Here is a 19,156-nt window from a genome sequence, read left to right as displayed (position 1 = left end):
TTAGTTGACGGTAAAGCAGGCTGACTGCTAATTTAAAATAACCGTCAACTTAAGGAGTTCATCATGTCTCATCCAGCCAATGCCCGCCTGACCCATGCTCTTGTCAGTCTTGGCAAGGACACAAAACAAATCGCAGGCGCCCTGGGCGTTACCGAAGAAAGCCTTCAGCTGATGCTGACGCAGGAAGAGCTGATGCCCTACGACACCCTCACGGATGTCTGCAAAGAATCGGGGATCAACCGGGATTATGTACTGCTTAACCGCGGACCAATGACGCCAGAGTCGAAGAAGCCTTTGCCGACTGCCAGAAAAGGCAAGCCTGGGATCGAGGGCTTTATTCAGCGGTTAACTGCCGTCCTTGATGCCATCCCCATGGCCGATTCACAGATTGCTGACGCCCTTGGCACTACCAAACAATCCGTGAGCGCCTGGCGCCGGAATGGTCAAATCTCTCATGACAATCTCAGGGGAGTTTGTGAGATCGGTGATTTCGATTACGACTGGGTGAAAACGGGTGACATTGACACGCAGGAAGCTGAGGATAGCTTTAACCGGGCCTTTGGTAGCGCTTTGGAAAGAATCGATAATGAGATTGCTCGTCTGCAAGAAGAGCGACGCAAAATTGCAGGCGGCCTAAGTGATGAAGGCCGATGAAACCCATTTGTCGAAAGGTGAAACCATGATAGACGTGAGACGTTATGGCACGAAAAGAACGATCATAATGATTATCTTGTTCCTCATTTTGGTGCCCGGTGGTATCTATATATTTCAGGACTATGAGTACATGGGTTCAGGTATAGCAACCCTTGTATGGGGGCTGCTGTGTTTTTGGTATTATTCCAAGAAAGATTCAAACAAGTCTGAAGCTGATGGCACTGAAGAGAAGTCGTAGGGGATATGCCAGATGAAGGAACCGAATATGAATCGGGTCAAGGTTCTTCACGCGCTCCCCGAATGCGTAGACAACAAGCTAATCCTTCAGGACATCGAGTCTGTGTCAGGTCGTTTAACGGGCGAGCAACTCAAAAGCCTGGAGGCGATGGTCATGAAAGACGTGATGCGTTTGAGATCGACAGACAACTGGCCGCCCGGGCGGACATCGACAGATTGAGCTCAATGCCCGGCGGACAACAAAGCCTCCTGATTTACCCTTCCTGTTTTAATTTCACTATCTCGCCTTAAGGCAAGCTATACTTTCGCTTATTGCATGTAAGGGAAAGCGTGGTTTCTCTTATTTTCATTTCCAACACTAGCGGCAATGTGTAATATAAGCGAAACTATAGTTTCGTTAATATGGGTCTAAGAAAAGCCACAGTTTGGGTTAAGACGATGAAGCGCAAGTATCCTATTCCCGTACAAAAGGCCATCAAAAAACTGGGTGCCGATCTCCGGGCAGCTAGAAAACGCCGGCCTATCCAGGTTGCCACCATGGCGGAGCGCATGGGCGTCAGCGAACCCACGTTGCGGAAAATCGAAAACGGCGACCCAACGGTTCAATTTGGACACGTAGCGCAGGCGTTGTTTGTTCTCCAGATGTTGGACGGGCTGGCGGACCTTGCCTCTGTCTCGAACGACGAAGTGGGGCAGATGCTTGAAGAAGAAAGACTGCCCCAGCGCATTCGGACAAAGTAAACAGGAGGCGCAGTGAGCGATATCGATATCCATATTGAGCTGCCAGGAGCTCAGCAACCGACCAAAGTGGGCACCATGCGGTTAATCATCGCTCGTGGGAAAGAGCGCACGTCCTTTGAATATGACAAAGACTGGCTTAACCACAAACGGCGTTTTGCACTCGAGCCCGATCTGCCGTTGTCGCAAGGTCCTCAGTTCCCGCCTGCCAACAAACCTTTGTTCAATGTGTTCAGTGATTCCGCCCCCGATCGCTGGGGACGTTACCTGGTTGTTCGGCAGGAAAAGAGATTGGCCGAGCAAGAAGGTCGTCGGGCACGACAACTGTTTGAATCGGACTTTCTCCTTGGAATCCATGACGCCGTGCGTATGGGCGCTTTAAGATTCAGCACAAACGGTGGCCCATACTTGGCAAGTGGCGGTGTAGCAGTGCCGCCGCTGATTGATCTCAGAAAGATTCAGAGTGCCGTCGCCCGGGTTGATGCCCATCAGGAAACCGATGAAGACCTCGCTTTGGTTTTTGCGCCCGGTTCATCCCTTGGCGGGGCTCGCCCGAAGGCTGTTGTCCGAGATCCCGGTGGCCAGACCATGGTCGCTAAGTTCGAAAGGGATAATGACGAATACCCAGTCATCAGATGGGAGGCTTTGATGCTGGATCTCGCCGAGTCGGCCGGCATTCAAGTTCCGGGCTTTCAACTCATTGAGGAAAATGGCAAGGCGATTCTTCTCATGAACCGCTTTGACAGAGTTGAGGAGGAGCGAATCCACTTCATCAGCGCTCTGACGATGGTCGGTGCCTCAGATGGAGAGCAGAGAAGCTATCTGGATATCGTGGATGGCATTTCCCAGTATGGTGCCCATCCTGGGAGAGACCTGAAGGAATTGTGGCGCCGCCTGGTGTTTAATATTCTGGTCTCAAATACCGACGACCACCTCCGCAATCATGGGTTCTTGCAGCGTACGGGAGGCTGGGAGCTTTCGCCTGCTTACGACATGAACCCGGTGCCAGCAGATGTGGGACCTCGGGTACTCTCAACAGCGATCGATGAATATGGAGACCGTACGGCCAGACTGGGTCTGGCAATGGAGACAGCAGGGTACTACGGGATTGATGAAGGGCAGGCAAAGGCCATCAGCAAGGAAGTTGCCATCGCAGTTTCGGAGTGGAGGACGAAGGCACAAACCTACGGTCTGTCAGACAGCGATAAGTCCTACATGGAAAGTGCGTTTGACCATGACGACATGGACCAGGCCCTGGCGGAGTAGCTGAACTCTTTAGCTCTGAAAGAGGTTGTTCCTGATCTCATCAAGATTCTCACATACCAAGGGGTAGCTTCGCGGGGTGCCAAAGGTGCCACCCCCAGTCGGTACCTGGTATGCCTGTAAAACGTAGTGGGCCATGGACCGCCGACACGTCACACTGAGTTTTCCATCAGACATCCCATAATCCGCACAGACCAGACTCTGCTCTTCCGGTGATAACCCTGGGTTAGGGCCCATGGTAAGAATTATGTATTCGTTCCAGTCCCGGTCATTATCTCGGGCGGTGCCGGTGCCCGGAGGCCCATCCGGAACCAGTTTGTCGATCCGGCCTAGATGAAAGTCCCGGTAGCTTTCGGTTCGCTCATCAAACCCCCGGCAGTGCCAGCGAAGACCTGAATAAGCCAACGAATGGGGGTGAATCCGTCGTACAACGCCCTGCGGGTGGTTCCATGAACGGTACCGTGTAAGTACCGGGTACTGGTCTTTTATCGCTTGTGCCATGCCCCGGAAAACGGCCGGATCCGGCTCTATGTGAGGCGAGGGGCCGCAATCCAGCCATGAATGGTTGCCATCACCGGTGTAAAATCGCCGGGCCAGGGTCAGGTATTCGCTGATTACACCACGGCTGTACCGGGGCTCGAAGGCCGGGGTAGGGCGAAACACCTTGCCGATTGCGTCGTAATCCATTTGCCCGGGAAACTCCGCCCGATACTCCTGGATGTGCCGCGTCACGTTCTCCCGCCGGACACGAAAGAGCTCACTCAACCGAGAAGCATTGCAGGCGCCTTCCCACTGCAGCAGGACCTCCATGGCCCGGTACCGGTCTTCGCGGGAGAAGTCCCAGAAATCAGCACGGCTATTCATGAGTGGTGGCCCCCACGGGCAGGTGCCATGGACACCAGTTTCAGAGTGGTATGCTGTGCAATCTGCCGTTCCTGAGTGAACCCTTCCCGCCGTTGCTCAAGGAAGCGAAAATACGGTTGCAGGGAGGCCGGCATAACCATGTTTCTCAGGTGTTCCCACTGGATATGCTGATTAGTGAAATCCTCGGCTGAACCCTGTACGACTGAAAGACTTTCCAGTTCCGGGAGGATCAGGTGTTGCGCACCAGACTGGAAGGCAATGCACAAACCGGCGGGGTCGAAATCAGCGTAAGCGGCCAGGGGTATGCCGGTACGGCCCGCCATCTCCCGGGCCCAGACCTGACCGTTCGGGCGTTCCGGGTCCCCCCGGTACACCGCAAGCAGTCGCAGTCCCTTGAAGTGACCGGAGGTCTCGCTCAAGCGGGTGAAGGCCGGGTAGTTCTCGACCAGAACCAGATAGTCGCATTCGATCCAGGTAATTGCCTCCTGCGGCATCGACAGGTACCCGCCAGGCAGTTGGGGAATCTGCTGCCCATTAATGGCCGGGCACCCCAAGGCTCCCATGAGTATCCGCTTTCCCTCATCCGTTCTCTTCGAGAGCTTTTCATCGATCGCCGAGGCCGCCGTCTGCACCCGGTCCCCGCTGAACGCAGACCATGGTGTTTGCCAGTTGATGCCATGCTGCCTCAGCCAGTCCTTGAGCAGTCGCTTTTGCAGACGCTCAATCCGGTATTCCTTACCCACACAGTAACCAAACCCCCGCTGTTGCAGTTCTCTGAGGGTCTGGTTGACCGTAAAGTTGCTGCTGGCGGACTGAACGACTTTCAGGGCCTGCTGAATTTCACGCCGACTGGGTTTCACGCACTGACATCCTCATCGGCTGTGGGTTCTGACTGGCCGGCGGCCATTCGCTTTACCGTCTCAATGCGGGTGCCTGCCGGATACAGGTACAGGTCCACCAATGAAAAGGTGCCTGACAAAGCGTGTGTGGGTACGGCATGGATGTGCATTCGAACAAAGCCCGAGGTCTTCCGGCCGTTCGGAAGTACCGGGTCGCTGTCCATGTAGATGGCAACCGCGTAGAGCCATTCCCGGTCTTCAAGGTCTACGATTTCCGGTTCGCGCTCCTGGCTGTGCCAGAAGGAAAGGGCAGAGACGGGTGTGCCCTGGTCAATGCAGGCAGCCAGCATTCGCTTCACCATCTTGTCCCGTGCTGAAACCTCGATAGTGCGTTCTTCATTGTCAGCAGACCGGAACTTGGAGTCTTCCCGCTTAACCTTGGGTACTTCATATTTGAGCGAGTGGCTGAGTCGGGCAACCAGCTCCGCACACCCTTCTTCCGCACCAATATCGCTAAGGTCAGGAGCGGCCTGCACGGCCAATGGGGTAATGCTGGAGAAGTACGGGTGCTTGCCGAGAGCATCCTGTGTTTTTTCGGCTTCAAACCCCGGGTTCAGTCGCAGGTGATCGGCCACCGCCCGGATTTTACGTGCCCGCTCCTCAAGGGCCCGGACGCGGAACAGGTTGTCTCGGATGGTGTTCTGGGTCAGCCGGATCCGATCGACCACTTCCATGCATCGGACATCGAGGTTGCCGATGAAGGCGCTGATATCCGCATCCAGCGAAAAGGGCTCGTCCTTCAGGCCCGATCGCATCTGGTTGTAGCTTTCCACCAGATTCGAGAGCTGGCGGTTGTACATCTCGTTTTCACGAACCCGGAATTCCGGATTGCTCCGAATCCCGTAGCTGCTGGTGACTCGGTTAAAGATGGTCGTGCTGCTATCGTCGAGAATGTCGTAGATCGACAACAAGTGCTGCTCCACGTCGTCCCGGGCGGCCAGCATCTCATCGTACCGGCCACGCCCTTTCACATCCTGAAGCTGACGCATGGCCAGCTCCGCGGCCTGCAGTTCTGAATTGAGGTCGGTGTTGATCGCAGCAATCCGGTCCTTGCGCAGGGCGGAGTCGAAAACTTTCTGCAGCTTCTGGTTCAGGCGGATGCCCGATGCCCCTTCTGTGCGCACCAGATGCGTTTTCATCAAAGGCTCAAGTAAGCGCAGCGACTTTTCATCCAGATCCACCCCGGAACGCTCGTAGGCGCTAACCACCAACTCCCTGGCATTGTAGAGTTGCTGGATCAGGTCCAGTAGCGGGTGGTGGTTGTTCTCCATGGTCATGTCAGCTGCCCCTGCCGGGGCCCGGGATTATCAATCTCAGGCTCCGGTAGTTCTTCATTCTCCTGAATGAAAATGATCAGGTCCTGTATCAACTCAATGCGGGAGGTCACCTGATAGATCGAGTGCTTGGCATTGGCCTCCACCAGAAGCCCTTCCTTCAGTAGAACCGAGAACAGACTGTCCAGCTGCTCTTTGTAGGCCGTATGCCGCTTTGATGACGGGAGGTTGCCCAGCTGGGTCTGAAGGCTGGGGCTCTGGCCAACCTGGTGCAGAAGGTTATGGAAGCGCAACTCTTCACCGGGGACCAAGGTCATCTCCGGGTGCAGCGCATTCATCAGCATCTCAAGCGTCTGCACGTAAAAGCGAAGGCTCTTCATCAGGCGAGTAAACAGTTCCCGGGATACCGCCTTGGCATTGCTGTCGAACCCCTCGTACACCAGATAGTGCCCGGCGCCGGAACTGGTCGAGGCCAACTGCATGCCGATTTCGGACGCCCAGCGGTTTACCCGGTTCTTCACATCCTCGCGCTCGAGGAGTCGGGCAAGTGACGGGGCAGACCATTGGCAGATGACCTGTCCGGACATCAGTTGTGTCAGGAGGGTGCGGTAAGCCTCTGAGGTTGTCGATTGCGAGTCGTTGGGGGAAAGGGTATCGGTCATCATACGTCTCCCTGCTGGCCCGCTGCGGCCGGCTCAATGTCCTTGAACGGGTTGTTTGCCGCCACTGCGCCCGGCTCAGGCACGTTCCAATGGATAAACCGGCGGTCACCATCGGTGCGGTCCATCATGTAGACCTGATTGAAGATGCCCAGCTCCCGATCTTCCATGTCCGGGCAGGCGGTCACCAGACTGATGTTGTGCTCGGTGAGCATGTCCAGCAGTACCCGCTTGTTCTTGTTACTGAAGGCCCGCAGCTCATCAAGGGCCCAGGACAGATGAACCGGTTGCCCGCTTCGGTGCATGTCGATAAACCCGAGGAACAGAACAATCAGAACGATGTATGACAAGCCATTCGAGGAGAGGCCTTCACTGCTGGCCAGATCCTTGGAGCTTGAACCGACCTTGTGGTGGCCATTCTCAATGATCGAGAACCGGAACCGAATAAGGCGCCACAGCTCCTTCACCGAGACATTGGCCCGGGACTCCTCAAAAGTGTCCAGATAGTTGCGCAGTGACAACACCAGATCCTCATCAGGAAGACTGTTGAGCGGGGAATTCTCTCGCCAGGCGCGAACCCCATCGGCGACTGCCTTAATGTCTTTCCAGTAGTCCAGTTCTTCCAGCTCAAAGGTGATCGTCGGCTCCACCCGCTCAATGGCCGGGAAGTTCAGGTTCTCGTGAATGTGTCCGGACAGTTCCCGGTTAAAGCGACGTATCCGCTTGTCGAAGCCTTCCATCGCGCTCCGGTAGATGTCGATCTGGTCAAGGTTGCTGAATCCGGACGCGAGGGTTTCCCGCACAAGGTCATGCTTGCCCCCGTTGAAGTACTCCAGAATCGCCCGGGCCCGGGTAATGATTTGTTCGTCAGTGCCGTCCCAGTCCATAACAGTTTCCTGCCAGTACTGGGTGCTGGGGGTGCCACTGTACTTCTCGAAAATGGTGGCGAACCGGCTGCTGAGTTTCTTCAGGTCGCTGAGCTTCGCGCTTTCTGTCTGCAACAGTGATTGGTAGTCCCGGATAAGGTGGCCGGCCTTCATCTCCCGGTACAAAGCCAGGCTCTCGTCTTCCTCACGTACAAACAGGTCTCGATCACCGGAGTTCTGGACAATGCTGATCCTGAGCGTATTCGCGTCCGAGCTGGCCTGGCTCATTGCTTTCTGCATTTCATCGGCCTTGGCGGTCAATTCCTTTTTACGGCCCTCCCAGCGCTTGATTTCGTCTTTCCGTTGCTGGCGGATCCCAAGAAGCTCTTTGTCCATTTTTTCGAGCTTCGCTTCATAGTCAGGTAGCTGGGCATACTCCTCGTCCATGAATCGGCGGAAGCTGCTGATCAGCACTTCTTTCTCACGAATCGACTTAATTTCTTTAGCAAGTTCATCGACCTGCTTGGCGAGATTGGCAATCTCCTCAGGGTCAATCTGGTGGCCAGCCAGCGACTGATCCAGATGCTTCTGCAAGCGATCAAGATCGTTTTTGCGAGTATTGATGGCGTCAGTTCGCGACTGCTCAATTTGCTCGAGGGCGCTCTCATGGGCACTTTCAAATTCCTCAAGCTTGGCTGTGTGTACATGCTCCAGTTCCCGCGCTTGTTCATCATGCATCGCCTGGAGCTGGTCAAACTTCTCAGTCAGAGAATCTTGTTGCTCGTACAAACCCTTCAGTTCAAGTTCAGTGGCAGCCTTGTTGTCCTGCTCTGATTGCTCTTTTTCGGCCTTGATCTTCTTGAGGGTATCCCGGGCGTCGCTGAGCTCTCTGAAAGCCCGCTTGTAGGTCTCGCGACAGGCGTTTTCATGTGTTTTCGCGCTCTCGCGATCAGCGTTTGCCCGGTTGAGTGCTTTCTCAGAGTCTTGCTCTTCGGATTCGGCGGCCGCCAACTCCCCCCCAAGCTCTTCAAGGCGGGCCTGCAGGGCAGCCGGGGTTAGTTCCTGCTCGGGAAGTCGGGAGAAATCGATCTGAACACCGCACAAGCTCGTGCTGTCCGGGGCCTGTTCATCAAGGGCAGGAGAGAGGTTGTTCTCGCGCAGGATGTCCGGTGTCAGTACCCGGCCAAGCGTATTCTGCCAGCCCGGTTTGTTGTTGTTCAGGAAGTAAATGAGAGAAGATTCCTGCCCGTTAACCAGGCTCAGAACCTCGTTGTATTGGTCTTCAACTTTTTCGCATTCAGTGCGTGCGTTACCAAACCGCTCATCGGCCGTTCGGTAACGGTCACTGGCTGACTTGTGCCTGTCTTCGGCATCTCTCAGTGCGTCGTGGGCCTTGTCCGAGAGATCTTGCGCCTTGTCTTTGGCGGTCTCTGCGATTTCGAACTGCCGGATAAGGTCCGCTGAGGCCTGGGGATTGTTTACCCGCTCCTCCAGAGTGCTGATATTGGCGTTGAGCTTGCCAAGGTCGGATTGGATAGCCGCCGCTTCTCTTTGCTGCTGTTGAGCCTGCTCACGGATCTCGACGGTATGACGGTCAGTGATCCGTTTACGCTCGTGCTTGTGATTCTCCGTCGCCTTTCTGTATTCCTCATTGAGTCTTTCCAGCTCGTTCTGAGCTGTTTCTTTTGCCGCGGCCATCTCCCGTTCGATGGGCTGGCGGATTGACGCTGATTTTTCCTCCAGAGCGGTCAGCTGCTTCCGGTAGCTCTCGTGCCGGCCCTCAAGCTGGCCAATGCCTTCGAGTTTGCGCTGCCACCCGGGCATGTCCTTCTCATCGTAGGACGACTTGTTGCGCTTCAGGTCATCAATCGCGGTTGCAACGGGGCCGCGCCTTTGGTCAACACCTCGCTTTTCCCGGTCCAGCCTGTCCAGCGCTTCTTCATGCTCGTCTCCTTCCCGTACAATGGTGATATTGGTCTCGCCAATAGCCTCATCGCACGCCCGGACTTCGATATCCAGATCGGTGACCTTGCTTTTAGCGGCAACCACGAGGGCCGATAGCTTGCGGTTGGCAAGGGTGTATTCATCGAGCAGTCGGCTCAGGTCGTCCGATTCCGGCCGGGCCTTTTCCAGCGCCTGATAGGCGTCATACTGGGTAAGGGTGGTAGTCAGGTGGTCACGGTGGACTGAGAAGTTTTCAAGTATTTGCCGTGCATCCTCATCCAACTTGTCCATGGCGTACTCTTGGATAACCCTGGAAAGGTCGGTGATCTGAACGTCCCGTTTGAACATGCCGGTAAACAGCGGCGTGAGCTTCGACATTCGACTGTTTCTTGGGCACATGCTGAAGTGGTACGCCTTGGGAACCGTGCCATCCAGAAGGATCTTCCGGTACTGTTGCGTCGTGTCGACGTTGAGGTACTGAAGACCCATGGCGTTGAGGCGCGTCAGTATCGCATGGGCGGGGAGGATTTCCTTGTTCTCGACATCGATAAAGACGTCTTCACGGTATGGGGAATCGATGAAAACGTGCCGGTGCCTGGTGCGCTCCCGCTGGTTGCAGAACACCACCATGCGGGGCTGGCCATGGCTGAGGTATTCAAATACAAGATAGGAGCCTGTGCGCGGCAGGTAGAACTGATTAAACCCTTCGTTCCCGTTGGCGCTCTCCATGATCAGTCGCCGTGGCTGTTCGCCGTAGAAGATGGGTACCAGCTTCAGAAAACTCGTTTTTCCGATGCCGTTATCACCACTGATGTTGGTATGGCCGGAAACGTCTATTTCTGAGGCTCTTCCCTCGACGTAGCTATCAATCAATACGATTTTCTGGAGACCAAATTCCATTCGACGCCTCAACTGCAAGTGTGCGGATTTCGCTTACTATAGCGGTGTGATGAAAAGGCGCATACCTGTTAATTAATACAGTGTTGAGGTGGGGAAGGTGTTGGAGTTGTAGTGGTTTCTGGGGAAGATGCCTCTTAGCGCAGCAGAGGCATCACCCCGATGGTCAGGTCAGTGGAGGTTATTTGAATTCTCTGACGTAGAAATCATTATTGGCCCAGTCCACCAGAATGGCCTTTTTGAGGTTCAGGGATAGGATGGGCTCCTGGGTAACCATGCCGGGCATATTCATCTGTTTCATTGCCAAGGCCATGCGCTCATAGTCGCCGGACATTTTCGCGCTGCGCTCGCCATCAGCAGTCAGGGTTTTCTCCATGCCGGCGCTTGCGACGTCAGCAACAACGAAGACAGACACGCTGTGGAAGTCCCTCATGACGGCATCAACGTCACGAGCCTGAGATTTCGGAACGGGAAAACTCAGAGGGTGATTGAGTCGAACCGGGAGCATGTTTGCACCCGAATACCCTTCGCTTGCGGAGAAAGTCCCCTTAAGGCGCCTGCAGGAGCCGTCCACGTTCAGGCGAAACTCACCGCAACCGTCGAAATATAACTCTTGGTTGAGGACGTCAAAGGCTCCTGTGTCGAAATTGTATGAGGCGTTATGCTCGTCGACTCGGGCAGAAAACAGGATGGTAGAGCTGGCTTCGAGCTCGCTCTTAACCTCTGATAGGCGAGGCGCCTCAGTGCTCATTATGTCTTGCTTGTCAAAAGCACTCTGGGCCTTGGCATATTGGTAATGGTGGTTCTTAATGAACTCTTCCACGTCCACCAGTTCACCCGCAGCGAACGCATATCGGAGGTACGGAGATGGTGATACCCATCCCATATCGCCAGGCAAGCCTACAGGTTGAAGCTCAGCATCAAGTTGTTTCTTGAAGGCGTGGTCTGAGTCAACGATCGGATTGTGATACACCTCGTCTGAGCTAGTTTCCACCATCTGGTCAAGATCCGCTTCAATCTGCTTGCGGAGGTCTTCAACCGGATTGGCCAGGGCGTTAGACGCGAGGAGTGCGCCAAGCATTGTGCTGGCGGAGAAGAATTTGAAGCTGTGTTTCATGGAACGGTCCTGTAAGAAAATGAGTGCAGGTATGGTGCACCGGATGAATGAGGGCGCCGTCGTGAACTCAGGCAGCCTTGGGCATGCTTTGCTCAACAAACGCCATAAGTTCAGGGATTCGGTAGCGGGCGATCGAGATGGTAGCCAACGGCTGGTGACAGTAGTGGTTGGTTTCAACGCCCATAAAGCCCCGGTCGGAGAGGTCGGCTGCAGCAAGGATGTTGTCCTGTCCGCCGGTTGCCCAGGTGATGATGTCGTAGCCCTTATAGGCCGGAGAGCGGCTCAAAAACTCCAGATGTCGAGCAATTGCAAGGTGGGTGTCGGTCAGTGCTTTGAATTTGGCCATAAGTCTCCGGAAGGTTGTCTGTCTACGAAGATTAAACTACCAGTTTGGTTATGCCATCCGTGTATCGATTTCCGCGATGACGCGGCAGGGAGCCCGGCTGACGGTGTGAGGTGACAGGATTTCTTCGCCTGGATAGGGCGATTGGTACCAGACGCTGCCATCGGGCTGAGTTTCCCGAGTCAGGGGTGTGAATCCATGAATGTGTACCACATCCCGCTCCGGCCGCAGGAAGAACATCGAGAACGGGTAGGCCATAGGGAAGTCAGAAATCTCCTCCACCCAGTCCTGAACATTGAAGGGGATATCCAGGGCCTGAAAAGGGTTCCGCTGATGGGTGGTGGCGATATCCACCGGGCCGGACAGAAAAGCATGAGTCGTGGAAAGAATGCCGATTTCCCCGCAATAAGCGACCAATTCGGCGCTTGTACCCACAAGAAAGCGTCGTGGATCGCCGCCCTCAGAAACAGACGCATCCCCCGGGTACTGGGTAACGAGCTGAGTCATGATCAGGTTGAGGCTGGCGGGCGCCCAGGGGTTATTATGGATCTTTGGGTCAAGCCAGCTACCGTCTTCGTTGAGCAACTGATAAACCATTGGGGCCCGGGGAATACCGGTCAGATTGTTCCAGAAAAAGCGTTGGGGGTTGTAGTCGGTTTCGAGGACAGTGGATCTCATGCGGGATCGTACCAGTGTGAGTTTCGCAGAGTCTATTAATCAATGACGATTTGATAATAGATAACGGCTGTTTGTTCCATTTTTCTGAATGACAATATTATATTATCAAAAATGAAAAGTCTTGCGGAAAATGCCAGCCAAGGGGCAGGTCCACGCGGAAACTCAGGAGATTTTGATGCTCGATGATTTAAGTTCGATCTGGTACACCAAGGACTCAGAGGGCCGAATCACCTACACGAAATCAGGCCGAGAGGTATACGGCCCTCTCTTTGAGGCGATCGGAATTAATATCGAAGAGGTCACCACACCGGAACAGCACGAAGAGGCAGTTGCTGCCACCGTCAGAGAAAAAGTGAAAAACGCACCGGAATCGGTGAAAAAAGACTATGAGAAATTGAAAAAAAGGCGGAAAAACTGAAAAAGCGTTTATCCCGCCTTGGCGGACTCTTTTTCGAACCAGAGCGCAATTTCGCTTTCGGTCGCATCCTTGTCACTCTGGCCCAGTCTATATTTCTGCGCCGCACGCTTTGAGGCCAATTGGGCACGCTGCTCTCTGAAAACGGGCTCCAATGCCTCAACAGGGATCAGGTCTGCCAATTCATTGCCTGCCTTTTCGTTCAAATAGCGCCGTAACTCTTTGAAGCGCTCCGGGGCTGGCGGATTGGCCAGCAACCGGTCGATGTCTTCCTGCAGGATTTCGTGTTGCTCTCCCCAGAAAATCACCGCCTCGCGCCAGGCAGTCGAATAGCTCTGGTTAAAAAACGTGAAAAGCTTGTTGCTCCCTCGTTCATCCCCTTTGTAGGTAACCAGAAAGCCCGGCTCGAACCGGGGTTCAGAACAGCCTGGTCGACCATTATCTCGGCGAATCTGGAGGGTAAGGGCATTTACGCCGAGCCCTCTTTCGGGAGCAAGGCTCGGGTGGTTCGTCGTCACGAAAGTCTGGTAATGATGGAGGGCCGATTCTGCCAGCAGCTCTGCTTCACGGATCTGCGCCTGAAGATGCGCTCGTTTATAGACAAAATCAGACTCGTCTTGGACTTTCGCCTCTTTGGTCGAAAACCACGACTGACGATGCTTCTTGTCAAAGGCGACAACCACGCGGAAACCAACGAACCCGCTGGACAGATCGCCCGGGCCGTAATGATGGATCGACAAATCTCACTCCCGAAGTAGAAAGCAGTAAAACTACACACGCTACACACGGAAGTCTATCAAAAAAAGATCACCACTCAAGGTGTACGGGAAGTGCCTCGCATCAGGCGGGGCGGGAGATTCAGAAAAGACGCTCTGCAAACCAGTCGAATTCCTCCTCAGTGAGTGCGGCGCCCACAGACCGTGCCAGCCCCCGGGCAATCTCAAAGTAATCGCCCTGATCCGAATCGTCCGGAATCTCCGCGACTTGAAGCGCGTTCATATCGCTACAGGCGATCGCCTCCCCGCATGCCGCAATCAGGATCGTCCTGCCAGATTCCCGGTACCCGCACATAACCGCGGTGTTATCCGCAATGAACTGTCGAACCATGCCCAGTGGTGAATTGAACTGCATTGTTAGCTCCTATTTCATGCCAATAAATAAAGGCCGATTACCTCGCGCAATCGGCAGGAATTATTTTCAGGGATGAAAAGCCATCGAAAGGGCAGAGTGGCTGCTAAAAATTGGTACCCACTCGGGTTTTTGGCAGTCGACTTTTGTGCAGACGAAAAAAAGCCGGCGGGAGCGCCGGCGAAGAAAACCCAATACAGGAGAATTACAAGCTAAACGTGACACATTTAAATCAATGAAACCTCATTGACAACTTGAAGATATAATAATGTAGTCATCCCGTCAAGCAGGAAGCGAGATTTTTGTGAGCATGAGATGAACCCTGATTCCAACAATAGGTAACCCTCCGAGAGCAAAAGGCATCTTCAATACAACTTGTCTGATGCTCAAAGTTAATGTATCATTGGGGTTAGGTTAGGAATTAGGAGAGAGCACCATGTCGATTTCACTGTTTGATATTTCGGGGTACGCCGACAAGCTGGAGAAGGGGGGGCTGATCCTCACGCCAAACCGGCGTATCCGGGCCAAGATGCTGCAAAGCTTCGCCCAGAGCAAAAGCACCTCCACCTCTGCATGGAACACGCCCAACGTGCATTCGCTGGAAGGCTGGGTGCAGTCGCAGTTCGAAGAGGCCGTGTATCAGAGTCTCGAGTCCGAGCAGCCAACCACTACATTGTCTGGCGATCAGGAGATCTCTATCTGGGAGCAGGTGATTTCCGCCACGCAGGCCCAGTCCGGCATCCTGAGTCCCCGGGCCGCAGCCGAACAAGCTGCCAAGGCCTATAAGACCATGTGCCTGTGGCAGGAAGAAGTGGACCCCCAGACCTTCAAGGATACCGAGGCCACCGAAGCCTTTGCCGGCTGGGTCCAGAACTTCGAGTCTGTGTGCCACCTGCTGAATGTTCTCCCTGCAGCCAAGGTTCCGTCCGTACTGCTGGAATCCTATGAGCAGGGCCTGCTCGCCCCGGTAGACGAAATCACTCTGGTTGGCTTTGATGATGTCCCTCCCGTATACGAGGCGATCTTTGCGCTGGCGGCTAAGAGCCAGGTTCGTGAGGAAGTGCGCCCGGTACCGGAAGGTAAAGCCTCCCTGGTAGCTGCCCGTGATGAACGTGACGAAGTGCGTCTTGCCGCCATGTGGGCTCAGAGCATTGTCAGCCAGGGAGAGAAGACTGTAGGCATCATTGTTCCGGATCTCGGCCAACGTCGGGACGAAGTGCACCGCGTGTTTTCCGAAGTGCTGGATCCGCATCATCTGCGTGTCGACGTAAACGACTACGCTCCGGTGTTTAACATCTCTGCCGGCCAGCCTCTGTTTACTCAGCCGCTGGTGGCTGCCGCCATGGATGTACTGGCCCTGAACCGCCAGGATGTGGACGCCGATACCATCAAGCGGGTCATGCTCTCGCCTCTGATTGGGGGTGGTGTTCACGAGTCAAAGCAACGCGCAAGGGTCTGGAGGAAGCTCTCTGAGGCACGCGCACGCAAGCTCAAGCGCAGTGAATGGCTGAAAGGCTTAGCCGACTGCGAAGGTCTCAAAGATGGGTTGGTAGCGGCGTTGCACGCCATTCCGGAGCCTGACAGCGTGAAGTTGCCCAGCGAGTGGGCCAAGGACATCGGCGATCAGCTCGAAGCGATTGGCTGGCCGGGTGACATTGGTCTGAACTCTATTGAATATCAGGTCGTGCGTGCGTTTCACCGGGTCCTGCATGAGCTGGCGGGTAATGACGCGGTTCTGGAGAGTATCCCACTGTCCAAAGCGATCTCAGTGCTGGGACGCCTGGTCCGTACAACGCCGTTCCAGCCGGAGACCAAGGATTCACCAGTGCAGATTCTCGGTGCCCTGGAAGGCGCCGGCCTGAACTTTGATTATGTCTGGGTCATGGGTATGCGTGATGACCGCTGGCCGGCATCACCAACCCCGACGCCGTTTATCCCTGTGATGTTGCAGCGGGCCAAGAACATGCCCAACGCCTCACCAGAACGGGAATTGCAGTTCGCCCGGTCACTGACTGACCGCTACAGCCAGGCTGGCTATCAGGTGATCTTCAGCTACCCACAAAGCGACCGCGACAATGAGCTTTCGCCGTCCTCTCTGGTTGCCCGGCACCCGCAGGTTGATCGCACAGCCGTCATTGAAGGCTATACCTCCAATGGAGACTTCTGGACCTCCGGTACCGGTGGCAAGCTGGTCACTGAAATGGAAACCAACGCACCGCCACAGTTGCCGAACATGAAAGGTGGTGTTGGCTTGTTCAAGGATTACGCCCTGTGTCCGTTCCGCGGCTTCTCCAAGCATCGTCTCGGGATTAAACCGCTGGAAGAGCCCGAAGAGGGAATTAGTCACAGCGTTCGCGGTCAGTTGAGCCACGCCATGATGTACTTCATCTGGAAAGAGCTGAAAGACCAGAAAACCCTGCTTGAGCTGATGGAGCGCCCGGATGACTTGCAGGACCTGCTGGAGCGCACGGCCGAGCATGCGGTTGAGAACTATGAGCGGGCCGATCTGCTGTCCAACGCAGTAAAGCGCCTTGAACGTCGCCGGCTGTGCCTGATGGCCCTGAACTGGCTGAACATCGATGCCAAGCGAGCGCCGTTCACGGTTGTTGAAATGGAAGAGGGTACCGATGTCGACGTGCATGGGGTCACCGTTACCATCAAGCGTGACCGTGTGGATCTGGTCGACGGGGGCGGTGAAGTCGTTATCGACTACAAAGAGAACGCGCCAAGCCTGTCTGGCTGGAATCCGGATACCCTCTATGAGCCACAGGTACCCATTGGGGCCCTGACTCGGAAGTCCGGAAATCCCGTGACCGGTGTTGCACTGGGCGCCCTGAACAGGGATAAAGCCTCTCTGTTCGGGTATGTTTCTCACAGTGGAGACGAAGACGCCCTGCGGACGGTGACTCCTCAGGACATGGACGACATGAAAGAGGGCTGGAACGAATCCCTCAGGGAGATCAGCGGAAAGATCCTCGTCGGTTCCGTAGACATTGATCCGGTTGACCAGAACAAGGCCTGTAACACCTGTGAACTGAAGGCAGTCTGCCGTAACGGACTCAAATCCAGCATTGCCGCCTAATGGAGAGAGCGAATGAATGAGGACAAGGGAAAGCTATCGAGAGTGGATGTGGGGTTGGTGATTGTTGTCATCACCCTGGCCGCCACGATGGCGTTCGGTCTCTGGTTCTGCAAGGGAGGCGGGTGTTAGAAGAATCACCCCACGAAAGGTTTAAGGTGGAAGCGGGATCAGGGAAGGTTCCGACCAGCCTGAGCACATGCACCAATGAACATTACGCATAGGTAGAAAAGGGTAGAACTAAGTATGAACGCTAGTGGAATTCCGGGAAGAGATTTAGTTATAGGCTTGATAGGTGGCTTAGCTACGGCAGCTCTTATTGCTTTCTTGGTTCAATGGCAGTCACCGGTGAGTCAAACGAACACATCTGCCAACGGAATCGTTGATGGTATGAGCGACCAGGCCCTCGAAAAAGCCGCTTACGACAAAATCCGGATCGTCGAGCCTCAGCTCACTCTGAATCAGGTTCGTGCCAGTGATCTGTATCCGGGGCTTGTAGAGGTCTATCACGACGGGAAACTCCGCTACGTTCTGGGAGATCTTGTTATTCGCGGCGACCTGATCGATATTGAGACGGGCGAGAACCTGACTCAAAAGACAGTGAAGGCCCTGAGAGCTTTGCAAGGTGCGTCTGGGGGTGAGTTCCCGGAAGTGGCCGCTACGCAGCCGTCAGAGCCGCCCACGGTCGCCCAGCGCACTCCTGAGCCGGTCCCGCAAACTGCTCCGGCCAGTTCTGTGCCCGAACCTGAGTCGTCCGCAATGATGTTGAAACAGGACACCGCGAAGTTGAATGTCGCTCTCGCGATCCTGGCAAACGACATCATTCCGGATGAAATGACCGTGGTGTATCCGGCTCAAGGCGAGGAAAAGCACCAATTGACTGTGTTCAGTGACATCACCTGTCCTGTGTGCAAGAGGAACCATGGAGATTACGAGGAGTTCCAAAAACAAGGTGTGACCATCAGGGCTGCGTTGTTCCCTCGCCGCGGAATGGAGGCGGCCGAAGCCGAGGTAATGAGCAAAGTACTGTGTGCGCCCACCATGGATGAACGTCGCACTCTGCTCGATCGGGCCTACGCTGGTGAACGCCTGGAGGAAGCGCCGACGTGTGGAAATGGTTATTTGCAGAATATTCGAGACATCGCCGTGGCTCAGGAGAACGGGCTGGCGGTAACAAGCACGCCAACACTGATGGCGGCCAATGGCCTTCGTGTTGACGGCTACCCACGAGAAAACCCGGTTTCGACCATCATGCGTATGTTGGAAGCACGGGGAAGTGTGAGGAACTGACTATGGTAACTTTTTTGATTGCTGGAGCTGCGGTCCTGGGGGTCGTAGCTCTTTGGATGGGTGTGGAGGCATTGCGGAAGTCTGCCGGCCGACCGCAGATTAAACTGCGACCGGTGCCGTTAAAGAATTTGTCGAAGAAATAACTTCATTCGATATTTAAGGGGGAGCGTCAGGTCGTTCTCATCGGTCTGGGCGCTGCTGCTGATGTGGCCGAGAAGTTGCGTGCGGATTCTCTTGGGCAGCCATCGATCAATCCGCTCAATGCTATCCACTCCCATTGTCGAGAGAAGCGCAATGGTGTGGTCCCCGGCTGAAAGGTCCGGGTTGTGATCCCGGAAACAGTACTCTATCCACTTTGCTTCCCGCCGTGACAGTCCCCGCACGCTGATGGAAATGCTTATGGCGAGGTTGTAATCACCACTTTCATCTCCCTGTTCGCTGTCACTATCTGCTACTGTAGCTTCTGAAGGCATACTAACGGGTGAAATGCCGATCTGGGCATCCCAAATGCGATGACAAATATCCTCAATCGACAAGCGGTCAGGGTCATCACATTCGTAGAGTTCAATGTCAATTTGGCGACGAATTTCCGCAGCAATATGGCGGAATTCTGAGATGGTCGGTTCCTGGTTGCCTTCGTTCAGTTCCTTGACCTTCTGCCACAGACGCTCGTTGTAACGGATGTTTGCGCGGTCATGGATGTTGTGAATGCCAATATCATTCAAGAAGTCGGGCATCGGATGGCGCAGCTGCTCATAGTAGGCGCTTAGCTGCGGGTTGATAGTTTTCGTCGCCATAGTAGAAATATCAT

The 19,156-nt window shown here is 54.8% G+C and carries 19 protein-coding genes; 8 read left to right on the top strand and 11 right to left on the bottom strand.

What is annotated here, in order from left to right:
- Positions 1-63 precede the first annotated feature (63 nt).
- From AC5JQH_RS22030 to AC5JQH_RS22010, 5 genes are all read left to right on the top strand, one after another.
- A complete protein-coding gene (locus tag AC5JQH_RS22030; RefSeq protein WP_493806040.1) occupies positions 64-654 on the top strand; it encodes a hypothetical protein in 591 nt (196 codons plus the stop codon).
- The gene (locus AC5JQH_RS22025; protein WP_493806039.1) at positions 641-892 is read left to right on the top strand and encodes a hypothetical protein; all 252 of its coding nucleotides are present in this window, start codon (positions 641-643) and stop codon (positions 890-892) included. The genes AC5JQH_RS22030 and AC5JQH_RS22025 overlap by 14 nt, the downstream gene beginning before the upstream one ends.
- A 12-nt stretch (positions 893-904) precedes the next feature.
- Positions 905-1,111 carry a hypothetical protein gene (locus tag AC5JQH_RS22020; RefSeq protein WP_493806038.1) on the top strand — a complete coding sequence of 69 codons (207 nt, stop codon included), beginning with the start codon at positions 905-907 and terminating at the stop codon, positions 1,109-1,111.
- Between the two features lie 218 nt (positions 1,112-1,329).
- The gene (locus AC5JQH_RS22015; protein ID WP_493806037.1) at positions 1,330-1,632 is read left to right on the top strand and encodes a helix-turn-helix domain-containing protein; all 303 of its coding nucleotides are present in this window, start codon (positions 1,330-1,332) and stop codon (positions 1,630-1,632) included.
- Between the two features lie 12 nt (positions 1,633-1,644).
- A complete protein-coding gene (locus tag AC5JQH_RS22010) occupies positions 1,645-2,895 on the top strand; it encodes a type II toxin-antitoxin system HipA family toxin (protein ID WP_493806036.1) in 1,251 nt (416 codons plus the stop codon).
- Positions 2,896-2,904: 9 nt separating this feature from the next.
- Here AC5JQH_RS22010 and AC5JQH_RS22005 read toward each other — a convergent pair whose 3' ends face one another.
- The 8 genes from AC5JQH_RS22005 to AC5JQH_RS21970 form a co-directional block, all read right to left on the bottom strand.
- Positions 2,905-3,756 carry a BrxR family transcriptional regulator gene (locus AC5JQH_RS22005; RefSeq protein ID WP_493806035.1) on the bottom strand — a complete coding sequence of 284 codons (852 nt, stop codon included), beginning with the start codon at positions 3,754-3,756 and terminating at the stop codon, positions 2,905-2,907.
- Positions 3,753-4,616 carry a DUF7281 domain-containing protein gene (locus tag AC5JQH_RS22000; protein WP_482901615.1) on the bottom strand — a complete coding sequence of 288 codons (864 nt, stop codon included), beginning with the start codon at positions 4,614-4,616 and terminating at the stop codon, positions 3,753-3,755. The genes AC5JQH_RS22005 and AC5JQH_RS22000 overlap by 4 nt, the downstream gene beginning before the upstream one ends.
- Positions 4,613-5,932, bottom strand: a complete 1,320-nt coding sequence (locus tag AC5JQH_RS21995) for a hypothetical protein (protein WP_482901616.1) — start codon at positions 5,930-5,932, stop codon at positions 4,613-4,615. The genes AC5JQH_RS22000 and AC5JQH_RS21995 overlap by 4 nt, the downstream gene beginning before the upstream one ends.
- Positions 5,929-6,591, bottom strand: coding sequence for a hypothetical protein (locus AC5JQH_RS21990; RefSeq protein ID WP_493806034.1), 663 nt, complete (start codon positions 6,589-6,591; stop codon positions 5,929-5,931). Before AC5JQH_RS21990 ends, AC5JQH_RS21995 begins: the two co-directional genes overlap by 4 nt.
- On the bottom strand, positions 6,591-10,298 hold the full coding sequence (locus AC5JQH_RS21985; RefSeq protein WP_493806033.1) for an ATP-binding protein: 3,708 nt from the start codon (positions 10,296-10,298) through the stop codon (positions 6,591-6,593). The genes AC5JQH_RS21990 and AC5JQH_RS21985 overlap by 1 nt, the downstream gene beginning before the upstream one ends.
- Positions 10,299-10,476: 178 nt before the next feature.
- Positions 10,477-11,412 carry a hypothetical protein gene (locus AC5JQH_RS21980; RefSeq protein WP_493806032.1) on the bottom strand — a complete coding sequence of 312 codons (936 nt, stop codon included), beginning with the start codon at positions 11,410-11,412 and terminating at the stop codon, positions 10,477-10,479.
- 67 nt (positions 11,413-11,479) lie between these two features.
- Complete coding sequence (locus AC5JQH_RS21975) at positions 11,480-11,758, bottom strand: hypothetical protein (protein WP_493806031.1); 279 nt, start codon at positions 11,756-11,758, stop codon at positions 11,480-11,482.
- Between the two features lie 48 nt (positions 11,759-11,806).
- On the bottom strand, positions 11,807-12,433 hold the full coding sequence (locus tag AC5JQH_RS21970) for a hypothetical protein (protein WP_493806030.1): 627 nt from the start codon (positions 12,431-12,433) through the stop codon (positions 11,807-11,809).
- 175 nt (positions 12,434-12,608) lie between these two features.
- Here AC5JQH_RS21970 and AC5JQH_RS21965 point away from each other — a divergent pair, with 175 nt between their 5' ends.
- The gene (locus tag AC5JQH_RS21965; RefSeq protein WP_493806029.1) at positions 12,609-12,851 is read left to right on the top strand and encodes a hypothetical protein; all 243 of its coding nucleotides are present in this window, start codon (positions 12,609-12,611) and stop codon (positions 12,849-12,851) included.
- Positions 12,852-12,859: 8 nt separating this feature from the next.
- Here the strand turns inward: AC5JQH_RS21965 and AC5JQH_RS21960 are convergent, their stop codons facing one another.
- Both AC5JQH_RS21960 and AC5JQH_RS21955 read right to left on the bottom strand, forming a co-directional pair.
- A complete protein-coding gene (locus AC5JQH_RS21960; RefSeq protein WP_493806028.1) occupies positions 12,860-13,588 on the bottom strand; it encodes a hypothetical protein in 729 nt (242 codons plus the stop codon).
- A 118-nt stretch (positions 13,589-13,706) separates the two neighbouring features.
- On the bottom strand, positions 13,707-13,979 hold the full coding sequence (locus tag AC5JQH_RS21955; protein WP_493806027.1) for a hypothetical protein: 273 nt from the start codon (positions 13,977-13,979) through the stop codon (positions 13,707-13,709).
- A 433-nt stretch (positions 13,980-14,412) separates the two neighbouring features.
- Here AC5JQH_RS21955 and AC5JQH_RS21950 point away from each other — a divergent pair, with 433 nt between their 5' ends.
- Together AC5JQH_RS21950 and AC5JQH_RS21945 are read left to right on the top strand one after the other, a co-directional pair.
- Positions 14,413-17,058, top strand: coding sequence for a PD-(D/E)XK nuclease family protein (locus AC5JQH_RS21950; protein WP_493806026.1), 2,646 nt, complete (start codon positions 14,413-14,415; stop codon positions 17,056-17,058).
- Between the two features lie 387 nt (positions 17,059-17,445).
- On the top strand, positions 17,446-18,345 hold the full coding sequence (locus tag AC5JQH_RS21945; protein WP_493806025.1) for a thioredoxin fold domain-containing protein: 900 nt from the start codon (positions 17,446-17,448) through the stop codon (positions 18,343-18,345).
- A gap of 119 nt (positions 18,346-18,464) precedes the next feature.
- On the opposite strand, the gene AC5JQH_RS21940 is transcribed toward AC5JQH_RS21945, so the two are convergent.
- On the bottom strand, positions 18,465-19,142 hold the full coding sequence (locus tag AC5JQH_RS21940) for a hypothetical protein (protein WP_493806024.1): 678 nt from the start codon (positions 19,140-19,142) through the stop codon (positions 18,465-18,467).
- Positions 19,143-19,156: the final 14 nt, after the last annotated feature.

It is taken from the genome of Marinobacter sp. H13 (genome assembly GCF_059072335.1).
The sequence above is the reverse complement of the archived record's forward strand: the minus strand, read 5'-3'. Positions and strand labels throughout refer to the sequence as shown.